Genomic DNA, 12,885 nt, shown 5'->3' on the forward strand with positions numbered 1-12,885 from the left:
AAACTTTACTTCTTTAAACTTTTAAGAGGTTCGATTTTTGGAATAAGAACCCAAACAGCAAGCATCGCAGTAATTGCTAAACCAGCACCAATAACAAATGCAGGAGTGTAGTTACCATCAGCAGTTAGCATAGGTACTAAAGCTGTTAACCCTAATGCACCTAATTTAGCTGCCATACCTGAGAAACCAGCAAGTGTACCAACGGCTTTCTTACCAAATAAATCACTAGGTAATGTTTGCACGTTACCGATAGCTGTTTGGAAGCCAAATAAGATAACAGCCATGATCATTACTGCTGAAGTAGGACCGCCTGGGTTTGCCATCATCAATAATGCAGGTAGCATAATTAGACAGCCTAAGGTAATCGTTAACTTACGTGTTTTGTCTGTATTCCAACCCGCTTTGATACGATTTTGCGCAAGCAAGCCACCAAACCAAGCACCAAACATTGCACCAACGTAAGGAACCCAACCATAAATACCGATTGATTTAACATCCATCGCGTAAACTTCGTTTAGGTAGATAGGGATCCAGAAAACAAATAACCACCAAATAGGATCGATTGCAGCAGAGGCAATAATTACACCCCAACTTTGCTTACGAGAAAGTAATTCACCTGTAGAAGGGTTGTATTCATCTTCTTCACAAACAGCTTCTGATTGCGAGTCTGAATTTTTTTGACCTGTTAAAATATAGTCACGCTCTTCATCTGTGATCCAAGGATGTGAACCAGGTGGAGCTTTAACAATAATCAACCAAGGAATAAGCCATAATAAGCCAACTAAACCAATGATAATAAATACCATTTTCCAGCTAAAGAACACGGTTAAATAAGCAATAAGAGGGATTGCAATAATACCGCCAATGGCAGCACCAGAGTTGAATATACCTTGTGCTAAAGCGCGCTCTTTGGTTGGGAACCAATCGGCATTACTTTTAGCAGCGCCCGGCCAGTTACCCGCTTCAGCAACACCTAAAACAGCGCGAACAACAGCAAAACTTAATGCACCTTGAGCAAATGCATGGGCTGCAGTTGCAAGTGACCAAACACCAATAGATAACACAAAACCTAAACGAGTGCCGACCCAGTCAAAAATCTTACCAAAGATGGCTTGACCAAAAGCATAAGATAAGATGAATACGATAGAGATATTTGCATAAATTTGCTTACGCTCTAAAGCTGATTCATCAGGAAAAAGTTCTTCAACAATATCAGGCCAAAGTACACTTAAAGCTGATCTGTCTATATAGTTTATCACTGTGGCTAGTGCGATTAACGCAATTACCCACCAACGTAACCCTTGCATTTTCATTATTTAATCTCCGCTGGTTTGGCATTAAGTTTTTCTATATCGATATTATCGAATGTACCTTCAGGTAAAAAATCTTCACGTGGCGGACTAAATGTATCGATTAAAATACCGCCATCAGGACAAGTCGCACCATGGTCAGCCCACGGTGGGATCAAACAGCTGTCCCCGGCTTTCATAATTGTCGTTACACCGTCAATGTTAAAGTGAAATTCACCTTCAACAACATAAGTAACTTGAGAATGTCTGTGCCTATGGTTGTAACCAATAGCTCCCTTATCAAACCAAATTTTAACGGCCATCAACTCATGGTTATAACCTAACATTTGACGTTTTAAGCCACCGCCTAGGTCTTCGATTTCAGTTTCGTCGCCAGATAAAAAGTGAGCACTTTGACTCATAATAATTCCCCTACTTACTTCTGTGATGGTAATTTAAAAAGATTAAATCGCCCGTTGAATTTATATTCAACTTGTTGATATTTGAATGTTGATTTCTCGCTAGTATTATTATTAATCGCGAGTAAATACTGCGCACCGTTTTTAAGCTGTACTGTAACTAAGCTAATGTTATTAACTTGCTCAAAACTTAAATTTGATACTTTTGGATTAGCAGACAAAGTATATTCTTTAGATGGGTTATACTCGCCGTGTGGTTCTAATACGCTAACAAAGCGATGATTTTTTACCGCATTTTTACGGTAAATAAAGCCAGACTCATTGCGTAAATTAAAGTTAGGATCATTTGCTCCAACACGGGTAAATAACGCATCAGTACTGCCATCTACAAGAGATGATTGTGTATAGAACCTACCGTTATCATTTAACCACGTAATTTGCGCTATGCCAGCTTTAGGTGTTGCTTGTCCGGTTAGCCATAAATGCTGGTAACCATTGTTATTACCAAGCGCTTTTAAGTTATTGCCAAAACCCGCCATGGTGAAATTGCTATCAATAAAATGACCATGATAATGCACAGGTAAATCTAACTGATGCACCTCTTCACTGGTTACTTCAAAGATATCGAACGCTAGTGGTTTATCAATTTCAGGCAATTTAACTAACGCCAGAGTACGTAACAGGTTAACGCCTTTATAAGCTGTGTCTATTTGTGCAGAAGAAACACTACCTTGAGCATTGTTTTCAAAAAACAATAGCTCTGGGTGGTTTGCATTACCCACTTCAACATCACCTAAGAAATGACTTTTCTCGTCAACAACAACGGTATTATGAGCAACCGTTTGTTTAGCGTAAGAGTCGTTTTCGGGTAAATAACGGCCACCAAATTTGGCTTCTACATTAAGAAAACGTGCCGCGCCATAATCAGATACAATTTCAGCGCCATTATCATAGAATTGCCATGTTAATTTATCAAAATGACCATGACCTAAACCCTGTGCAGCAGGTTTAAATAATAAGGCTTGTTCACCGCGAGATTCTTGGCGCATGATCACTAACGCACCTTGCTTGCCATTAGCGCCATCACCAAAAGCTACCGACTTAAATTTGTAAGGTGTGGCTAAGTTTGCATCTAAAGCATTTGCTACTTTAAGGCCATCACCGGTTAAAATAATTTGCCCTTGTTGCTTAGCTATATCTAAAAGACCTGTGTCTTGAGTAAAGCCATAAGCAACCGTTACACCATTAACAAGCTCGATAGTATCAATGCCTTTACTTTTAATGGCATCATTAATTGGATAAAACAATTTGTTGTAGCTTAATTGAATCGTAGTATCTATAGCCTTAATAATAATACCGTTGCGGTGTTCAAATATTTTTCGCTCGGGTTGGTTATTTTGAATCGCCTTAGCAAAAGTAATAAATGGCAATAAAGCGAAACGTTGGTAATACGGCCCTTCATTGTAATAACCTTCAGGCGAGAAAAGCTCATCTAGTTGACGTAAGAAACCACCTTTACCTGACTTTTCTAAATCAAGTAATGCCTTTTCTACGTATTCAGGTTCATTTAACACATAGCCAGCCATACCAACACCAGCGGCAGCCCACGTACCGTGATTATGTACCTTGTTAAATGTAGAAGGTTGGCCTTCAGATAAAAATAGCGAAACTGGCTTTAAAAGCTTGCTCTCAATGGTTGCAATCTCATCAGCAGATAAAGAATCTAGGATAAGATCGTAAGCCTGAATGGTATGAACAAGCCACATTGCTTCATTAAGACTTTGCCAAAATAACTTGCCTGGATTTTGCTTATTAAGTTTACGCTTAGGGTGTACATCAAGCGTAGGGTACAACTTGGCATACTCTAAAAGCATATCGCGTACATAATTGGCGTACTTTTTATCTTCACTTAACTGGTAAATAACCCCTGCATTGTACATTAAAAGATAGTTTTTCTTATGGCGTTCATGAGTTGGACCACCGCCACCATCTTTAGGTACAGGCACCTTAATCGTCTGACTAATTTGCTCGTCAACTGATGCTTTGGTCTCTAAATAAGCTTTAGCGAAACTTCCCGGCTCTTTAATAGCACTTTGCATTAAAGGGATGTCATCTTGGCTAATAACTAAGTTAGGGCTTACTCGCGCCACACTTTGACTACATGAAAAAGTAAGTACTAAAAAACAAGTAACAAGTGCTTTAACATTCATTTTTTTATAAAAACCGTTCAACATAATTTCTACCTACTTAGCAACGACTTGGTTGTTCTCAAGTACAGCCGTATGCGGGCCACTAACTCGAAGTTCAACAACACTTACATCTTGACTAAGCTTGTTATTTTGGATGCTTGTTTTTGGCTGACCCACCGTATGTTCTACTACAATTTGAGCTGACTCAGCTAAGGTATTGTCTGCAACATTAGTCACTTGTACACCGTGTAAATAAAGGCTAGATTTCGACTTATTACGCTTACCATTACCTACATTAGTTACCTTATTGTTAGTCATATTAAGGTGTGGACCGAAGGTACTTTCATCGCTACCACCTCGGTACAATTTAACTAAAGCTCCTTCTACATCTTTAAAAGTGTTTTTTGATAAAGTAACGTATTCAGCGTTATAAATCCCTAAATCTTCTAACTCTCTATCAAGGCGAAGAATATCGCCGGTGATATTATCAAAGCTGTTATTGCTTAACGTTATTTCATCAGCAAATGCACCATTACCGGATACAAAGAAATGGAACGAGTGGTTAATATCTAAATTTTTAATTTCAGAGTTTTGCACAACTAAACGATAATTAGCTGTCATGCCCCACTTTTTAGTACGAATTAACGTATTGCCAGAAGAGTCAGGGCTATTTTTACCACTAATCACTAATCCGTCTAAGCTTAAGCTGCCACCATCAGCAATTTCAAACATAGCGCCACGTTCAAATGATAACTGTGCAGTTTTTGACTTATCGGCTTTAATCGTTAATGTTTTATCAATCACGATTACTTTGCGTTCATCATAGTCACCAGGTGCAAGAACTAATACATCACCATCTTCAGCTAATTGCACTGCATTAAATAAGGCATCACCTTGTGGCTTAATCTTAATAGTTGCACCGCTAGCGAAATCAGTTTGACCAGCAGTTTTAGGGTACCAAGAAGGTCCGGTTTCTGATTTAGTAATTGGAGAAATTGATCTATCTACACCAATGTTTTTACCTACAGGATATAACAAGCCATTTTCTGCTCGCTCTATTTTGATAGCTTCGACTTTAAAGCCAGATTTTAATTCAGATAATGGCTTGCTATTGGTTACGTTATTATTAAAGGCAATGCCCGAGATATCATCAAACAGAGTAAAAGGTTGCTTAGCGCTTTCATTAAACACAAAGTTTTGTGCAAATTTACTATTTAATGGTGCAGCAGAGCGTTCGGCATCACTACCTGCAGCTAATTGGATATGGTCAACATTAATCATTGAGTTGTCTTCAATTAGTGCGTTTTCAACCTGGTGGTAACGATTAATTGGAGAGTTAGGTACGCCGTTCATCACGGTAAAACCACTACCAAAACGGTAACCCGTTAAGCCTTCCATATAGTTATTACGGATGATTTGATCTTTGTTAATAACACGAATACCGCCAGTATGATCCACACCATTACCAAAGAAAACATTGTTTTCAATAACGTTACCATTACCATGGCGAAGCGTTAATGTGCCGCGTGATTCAAAAAACACATTATTTCGTAATTGGTTTTTACCTGACTTTACCGAGATAATTTCAACTTCGCCGTTACATCGGTCAAAGTAATTATTTTCAACTACAGTAAATGAGTCAGTTAACGAGTGATGGCTAGTACCAATACGTAAGGTTTCACCACCATTTGAACCAAAGATAGGACGAGGCCCAAAGTAGTTATGATCGATTTTGTGGTGGTTCTGCTGACTATTTTTACTATTTAAACGTACTGCAACCGTTACGCCTTTATTTCTTTTACCTGCTAAGTAGTTATTATCAAAACGGTTATATTGACCGTAAATACCTACCCAGTAATCAGACTCTTGCTTATCCGGATTAGAATAATCTTCAATTACAGTTTCAGTTACTCTTGAATGGTAAGCATATTCCGTTTTGTTTTCTCGAAAGGCAATAACCTCACTACTTGGGGTATAACCATTTTTAAATACTAAACCAGAAACAACTAAATACTCTCCCGCCAAACGTAAGTTTGATAGGCCAGATAAAATTACTTCTCCTTTAGTTTCTGCTGTTAATGTAATTGGTTGCTCTTTTGAGCCTTTACCAGTAAATAAAATTTCAAAGTCTTGCCATGTACCATTAGCCAATTTTATTGTATCGCCAGGAGATAAGTTCTTAACTGTATCTTTGAATGCTTCAGGCGTTTTTACTAAAAATTCTGCAGCATAGGTTGTAAAACTTAATAAAGAAATTGCGATTACGCTGAATGATTTTTGGAAAGTTTTTTTGATCAAACTAGGTTTACTGATAACCATGACTTACTCTTCTAAACTGTTGATAAATTTAAGGCTTTCTCTACTCCTTGTAATAGAAAGCCTTATAATGCTGATTTACATTTACTAGTTATTTGTTGTATCTAATAGGCTTTATCAGCCTTGATACACATTAACTATTAACTACTTCTCTAATAGAGTATTGAAGTAATCAAAAATTACAGGTACGTCATTTTGACCAAGACCAGCATCAACTGCCGCTTGTAAGTTAGCAGATGTACCTTGAGCAATTAATGATTCTGAACCTAGGTCTTTAACCATTTGATTAAAGTAACCAAGATCTTTGTTAGCATTAGCAACAGAGAAACCTAATTTTTCATCACCATCTACCGCGTAGAATTTACAAAATTGCATAAACGGAGAGTTAGAAGGACCTGCAGACATAATGTCAAATAACTGCTGACCATCAACACCTGCAGCTTTTGCAACAGCAAACGCTTGTGACATTGCCGTAACAGTTGTCATACCAATAAAGTTATTGATTAACTTAGTTGTGTGACCTGCGCCAAGTGCGCCAAGGTGGAAAACATTCTCGCCTTGCTCGTCAAGAACTGGCTTAACTTTGTTAAACGTATCAATATCACCAGCAGCCATGATGTTTAATAAACCATCTTTAGCATGCGCAGGAGTACGACCTAAAGGAGCGTCAATCATGCCACAACCTTTAGCAGCAAGATCAGCACCTATCTTACGAGTAGATGCAGGGATAGAAGTACCGAAATCAATTAATGTTTTACCTGCACTCATACCAGCTAAAATGCCATCTTCAGCGTACACTACCGACTCAACAACGTTTGAAGTTGTAAGAGCAAGCATTACGATGTCACTTTTTTCAGCTAACTCTTTACCAGAAGACACTTCTGTCGCATTACCACGAGCAATAACTTTAGCAACAGCATCTTTATTAAGATCCATTACATTTACTTGAAAACCACGTTTTTGTAGGTTTTCAACCATATTTCCGCCCATAAGGCCAAGACCGATAAAACCAATAGTTGGCTTTGACATAATTAACTCCTAATTATTTTGTTTTTTGTTTTTTGTGTATCAGAGGGAGAAATTTATCCACCTCATAGGCCCATGCACTATTGAATTACTTAAAGTAGTAAAGCCGCCTAGGGTATAAATAGTTGTCTAATGTATTCCAACTAATATGGTGTATTCATTTACTGGAACATCCCAATTAAATTGGTGACCTGTATTACCTATTTTAGAGAAACAAGAATTCGATTCTTGTGCGCTAATATATGCAAGACATAATGGTTACATGACTTATCATTCAAATCACATAGTAACCAATTCATAAAACGCTTGTCAACCAATTTGTCAACCAATCACCTGACCAACAAATCAACCATTGTATAAAGAGCAACCAATAGGTATGTAAACCATAAAAAACAAAAATAATGACTTGATTTTCATTTGAAAAGTGAGTGCCTAATTTACACCTAAGTTTGCCATAATAGTGAACGCTAATATTCACAATACAATATCTAATTAGGCTTATGAGTACGATTTATACAATAACTAGAGTGAATCTAACTTGCCTTCAATCTAGTTAGAATTATAAAATCAAATATAAAATGGATTTACAATATTCTACTGGGTAATAAAATAAAACAGGATTTAGCATCCCTATTCGATTAAGCACATCCGTTTAAATTTAATTTATCGAATAATAGGCACATCAAAGCGCCTACACTAGCTATTTAGAAATCCACTCTAAGAAAATACATCAAAATATAATCACTACGACCACCACCTTGGTCATAACAAGATAAGAAAACACAATTACCAATTTAGCAGCTAAAAAATTGACAAGTAATTTAATCCCCCTGCATTTTGGCATGACATATTTATTGGGTGTTTTAACGTTCGGTTCGAAGAATATTAATAAAATTCACAAAATGCCTAAAAATGATTATTCTTAAGAGGTCATATAAAATAAGTTGATTTAAGTAAATAGTACAAATTAAGTTTTTCTAATGTAATCTAGGCGAAGGTTTACAGTGGTGAAATCTTAAATAGCTATGCCTATAATTAAATATCAACTTTTCTGATTAAAAAATAGCTTGGCCAAATTTCTTTCACTTGTCTATCCCAGTTAGGCTCTACCTTTTCTTCAGAGGTTAGTAACAACCAAAACTTAGCCCACTTTTGTACATTCTTACCTGATTTACTAAGTTTTAACGGTAAAAATCGACGTTCATAGCGACGACCTTCATATTCAACAATAGCTTGGTTTTTTACATTCTTGTATAAAGCATCTAACGCAGTTGTGATTAACTCAACTTCGGATATTGCTAGTATGCCCTGCCTTTTTAAACAGGCTAATATCTCAGCTTTCTTTATTGATACCTGCATATACGCATCAATGTGGGGAGTGTAAACAGTTCCAGTTAAGCCATAAATAGAAGCAAGCTCCCTGTCTGCGAGTTTCTTTAAAGGGATAAGTTCTTCGTTGATAGCGATAAGCTCTGTGAGCTTGTGCAATGCATTATTTGGTTTAGGCAAAAGTATTCCTATTGGGTAAGAGTAAAAAATATTCCTTCTGATAAAAAAAGGGTTAATTTAATGATGATATAAATCCATTTAAAGGCAAAGCCTAATAAATAAGAGCTCGAGCAGAGTGCATTTTAGTTTATGTCATATCCTTATGTAAAAGCTATGCTGGCACTTAATCTTGCCCTTTTTTATAAAAAAGGCCAGAAGCTTTCGCCCCTGGCCTAAAATAAATAATTTAACCTAGATAAATACGTTAAATTAAACAGTTAGAATTTGTAGCTTGCACCAACTGTGATTCGACGATCAGGTAAGCCTACGAAACAAAGTAATGCATTGTTCGATACACAGTATTGATCAACACTTTCTTCTGTTAAGTTTACACCTTCAACACCAATGTTAAAGTTTTCGTTAACATCATAGCTAACACTTGCATTTAACTGGCCTCTGTCGTCAGTAACAACAGGGAAACTAAGTGTACTTGAACCACTTGTATTCGCGCCACCAGCAAAATCGTTAGTGCGGAACGCTTCACGCCATGTATAACGCATACGTGCTGTTAAACCGTATTTTTCGTAGTAAAGCGTAAAGTTATACGCATTTTCTGAAAAGTCTAGTAAACCGCGGTCAATACAAAGTTCGCCAAGAACCTCTTCACCACGACCAGAAGTACAATCTTCTACAGAACCTCCAGAGAAGTCTTGAATTGTGTAGTTCGCAATAACACCAAAGCCTGATGCCCAGCCTAACTGCTCTTCAAAGTCAGATAAACCGTATTGGAATGCAAATTCAAAACCAGTAACTTCAGTTGTATCAGGGTCGTTACCAGGCATAGTTTGGTCAACACACATACCAGTAATATTAGGGTCACCTAACTGGTTTGCTTCAGCGATTGGATTCCAAAAACCACCATCTTCACAAACTGGGCCCATTTGATCACGCTCTAAACCACCTGTTGTTGTATCTGATGGGTAAAGTTGTGCACCTTCAAAGTCTGTACCAAAGATATTAGTACGTTCTTTCTTAAAGTAACCAACACTTGCTACCGCTGCTTCTGCAAAATACCACTCAACAGAGATATCTAATGAATCTACTTCTTCCGGCTCAAGACCAGGGTTACCTAAGTCTACTGCAGCATTTTCACTAGTATCTAGAGAGTAACCAACGGCTAATTGGTCAAAATCAGGACGTCTAATATCGGTACCGTAGCCAAGACGTACAAGTACGTCGTCTGCAGCATCAATAACAAGGTTGAAACGAGGTAATACGAAGTCGTAGCTACCAGTAGTAGAACCTTTAACACCATCTTGGAAACCAGTTGATGTAACATCAGTTTCAAGGTAGCGCACACCTAAGTTACCACGGATAAAGTCGTTGTACTCAAAGTTAACTTGTGCATAAAGAGCAGTAGTTTCTTCTTCAACTTTACGATAACCTTGATCATTTTCGGCTATATCAGCAACCTTAGCATCTGGATTATGAGCCAATGTTGCTGATTTTAATGTATTCCAAACCCCCATTGCATCATCAAACGACTTATCAGGGTCAACTAATAAAAAGTTTTTGATAAATAAACTTCTATCATCACCATCACTGTAATTTGACGGACCTTTAACAAGTAAATCAGCAAATGCAGTACCTGGCGCACTATCTACCATTTTACTGTAGCCACCAATTTTACCACTAACATCTCTAAATTCATGTGATGATTCATTGTAACGTGCACCCCAGTCAACTGATGTAACTAATGGTACTTCATCTAAGAAGTAGCTAAAGTCTACACGAATCGCGTCTTCAGAGTTTTCTGTTGTATCGTCACCAAAATCAACTTGGTCAAGAACAACGTTAGCTGGATCTAATAATTGATCAACAGTAGGTGCGTATTGATTTTCAAAATCAATACCAAATGCTAATGAGTTGCCAGATAAGTCATAGATAAATGGAACACAGTTATCGTTACTTGAACCATCTTGTGGACAGTTAGGGTTAATAAAGTTAACTGTTGTATTTAATGTCGGGCTACTAGAATCTGATTGAGACGTAGAAACTTCAGCACTAATAAAAAGGTTATCACCTTGCCATTCACCGCCCAATACGAATACTTCAGTATCAGTAACACGAGAGCCGGTCTCAGTTGTAAAACGTAGGTTTGGATCATCGTCATCTTGAGCTAAATCTGGAGATAAGCGACCTGCTACTGCAGCTTGATAGGTTGGTAAACCATAGCCGTAGTTAACGTCTTCAAATTTTGTTGGCGTGCTTGTTGGATAGTTTTTCAATGCACTTACGCCAGATGCCTGTAGACGGTATTGATCACGGCTTCTTTCTTGGTCGTTAATAATAACATCGGCATAAAGTTTCATGTTGTCATTTGGCGCCCACTCAAACGTGGTTGCTAAATTAACAGTTTCATAATCGTCATTTTCTTGTTCTTGAACTAAGAACTGAATACCTTGATACCCGGCATCTGTTAAGTTATCACGGTCAGCTCGAGGACGGAATGACACAGCTTCTTGTTCTGTGTAACTACCACTCATCACAAAACCAACTTTACCAAAGTCAGTATCCCAGTTATCACCGTATGCACCGGAAAGTCTTGGTGAAGCATCTTCATCACTTAGGCTACTATCTTCCATTTGTACACGAACAGAACCTAATGTTTCCGATAATTCAAGAGGACGAATAGTACGTAAGTTAACAGTACCACCTACTGAACCTTCAATGGTTTTTGCTTCTGAAGCTTTAGTTACTTCAACACCAGCTATAATTGCTGGGTTAATATCTTCAAAACTAATACCGTTACGGCCAGCGCCAGCGCCAACTGTTGATACACCGTTAATTTCAACACGGTTTGCGTTAGTACCACGAATTTGTACACCAGTACCTACACCAGCTGTTCTTGTTATTTGAACACCTGTGATGTTCTCTAAAACTTCTGCTAAGTTTTGGTCAGGAAGTTTACCAATATCGTGAGCTTGAATCACTTCAACGATGTTAGCGCTATCGCGTTTTTCCATAAGAGCGCCGGTAAGAGAGCTGCGTATACCTGTAACTTCAATTACTTCGACTTCTTCTTCGGCAGCTGCTGTTGCTGTTTCAGCTTCTTCAGCAGCTAAAGCTGATGCCGATAACATTGCAGTTAACGCAGCACCAAATAAAGTTAAATTTTTGTTCGTGTTTTTATTAGAACTAAAAACAGAACTAATTTTGTTAAGTTTCATTTTATTTCCCCGTAAGACTGAATATTTACTCTGAATAAATTTCAGTTTTTATTTTTTAAGTCGTCATTCTATTTGAAATATTAATGTAAAAACCAATATGTCAAGACAATTTATAATACATCACAGAGAGATTTACAACCAATACGTTAACAAAAAGACAACAATTGGTTAACCAATCAAGTTACCAAGAAAAAATAAGTAGCCACAAGCCTTTATATAAAAGGGCTGTAAGAGATTAAAGAGTTTTTATTAAATATTTAACTATATTATAACAAGATGTTTATAATTATTTGCGGCAAGATTTTTGCTATTGGTAAACAGAATTCACGCTCTAACAGTTAAAAAGCGCTCTTAAAATAAAGACATTTGGTAGACCATTTTTTTAAAAATTGGCTGACCTAAAGATGAGTGTATAGCTACATTGGTAACTGTAGCGGACTAGCATGTGTTTTTTAACTTTATTAAGGCTAATTAAATCGTCGCCTTCATCAATTTCATCGCCATCATCATTGTGTCAGGTAATGTTTTTTATGTAGATGAAAACACATCGGGTTTAACAGGTATAGATGATGGCGTGTATAGCAAGTAACCCAAATGAACATGGATACCTTATCTATATTTATCTCTAATAAAGATAAGTGGAGAATTAAATTGAAAATCACCAGCGCGAAGTTTTTGTTAGCTGCCCAGGTAAAAATTACGTTAACTTTATAATTATGAGCGATGAAGGTATTTGGAATTTTTTTAAGTTATAAATAAACATAAAAGCTAATCTCAATACACTAATACACTTTAGCGTGGTAGAGCGGTTAGGACTTTTTCATCATTAATTATTCACCAAGACAAGTCCAAATACCTTACCAATAACAATCCCTCCCATCAGAGCTTACACTAATAAATACAAAAACCTGATAAAAACATTATTACC

At 37.2% G+C, this 12,885-nt stretch carries 7 protein-coding genes; all 7 read right to left on the bottom strand.

Going from position 1 to position 12,885, the window contains the following annotated elements; translation table 11 throughout:
* Positions 1-5: 5 nt before the first annotated feature.
* Positions 6-1,313 (bottom strand): MFS transporter, encoded by a 1,308-nt coding sequence (locus FNN08_RS12240; protein ID WP_143586186.1) that lies wholly within the window; start codon positions 1,311-1,313, stop codon positions 6-8.
* Positions 1,313-1,714 (bottom strand): cupin domain-containing protein, encoded by a 402-nt coding sequence (locus tag FNN08_RS12245; protein ID WP_143586188.1) that lies wholly within the window; start codon positions 1,712-1,714, stop codon positions 1,313-1,315. Before FNN08_RS12245 ends, FNN08_RS12240 begins: the two co-directional genes overlap by 1 nt.
* Positions 1,715-1,725: 11 nt before the next feature.
* Positions 1,726-3,942 carry a heparinase II/III family protein gene (locus tag FNN08_RS12250; protein WP_260679342.1) on the bottom strand — a complete coding sequence of 739 codons (2,217 nt, stop codon included), beginning with the start codon at positions 3,940-3,942 and terminating at the stop codon, positions 1,726-1,728.
* A 9-nt stretch (positions 3,943-3,951) separates the two neighbouring features.
* On the bottom strand, positions 3,952-6,216 hold the full coding sequence (locus FNN08_RS12255) for a polysaccharide lyase 6 family protein (protein ID WP_143586190.1): 2,265 nt from the start codon (positions 6,214-6,216) through the stop codon (positions 3,952-3,954).
* Between the two features lie 141 nt (positions 6,217-6,357).
* Positions 6,358-7,242 carry an NAD(P)-dependent oxidoreductase gene (locus FNN08_RS12260; RefSeq protein ID WP_143586192.1) on the bottom strand — a complete coding sequence of 295 codons (885 nt, stop codon included), beginning with the start codon at positions 7,240-7,242 and terminating at the stop codon, positions 6,358-6,360.
* A 1,032-nt stretch (positions 7,243-8,274) separates the two neighbouring features.
* A complete protein-coding gene (locus FNN08_RS12265) occupies positions 8,275-8,748 on the bottom strand; it encodes a hypothetical protein (RefSeq protein WP_260679343.1) in 474 nt (157 codons plus the stop codon).
* Between the two features lie 257 nt (positions 8,749-9,005).
* Positions 9,006-11,957 carry a TonB-dependent receptor gene (locus FNN08_RS12270; RefSeq protein ID WP_185962653.1) on the bottom strand — a complete coding sequence of 984 codons (2,952 nt, stop codon included), beginning with the start codon at positions 11,955-11,957 and terminating at the stop codon, positions 9,006-9,008.
* Between the last annotated feature and the right edge of the window lie 928 nt (positions 11,958-12,885).

Source organism: Thalassomonas sp. M1454 (genome assembly GCF_007097525.1).
Taxonomy (GTDB): Bacteria; Pseudomonadota; Gammaproteobacteria; order Enterobacterales; family Alteromonadaceae; genus Thalassotalea_A.

Excerpts from the sequence above, each read along its gene's own strand:
- FNN08_RS12270 (WP_185962653.1), bottom strand. The coding sequence starts at position 11,957 with ATGAAACTTAACAAAATTAGTTCTGTTTTTAGTTCTAATAAAAACACG.
- FNN08_RS12255 (WP_143586190.1), bottom strand. The coding sequence starts at position 6,216 with ATGGTTATCAGTAAACCTAGTTTGATCAAAAAAACTTTCCAAAAATCA.
- FNN08_RS12260 (WP_143586192.1), bottom strand. The coding sequence starts at position 7,242 with ATGTCAAAGCCAACTATTGGTTTTATCGGTCTTGGCCTTATGGGCGGA.
- FNN08_RS12240 (WP_143586186.1), bottom strand. The coding sequence starts at position 1,313 with ATGAAAATGCAAGGGTTACGTTGGTGGGTAATTGCGTTAATCGCACTA.
- FNN08_RS12250 (WP_260679342.1), bottom strand. The coding sequence starts at position 3,942 with ATGTTGAACGGTTTTTATAAAAAAATGAATGTTAAAGCACTTGTTACT.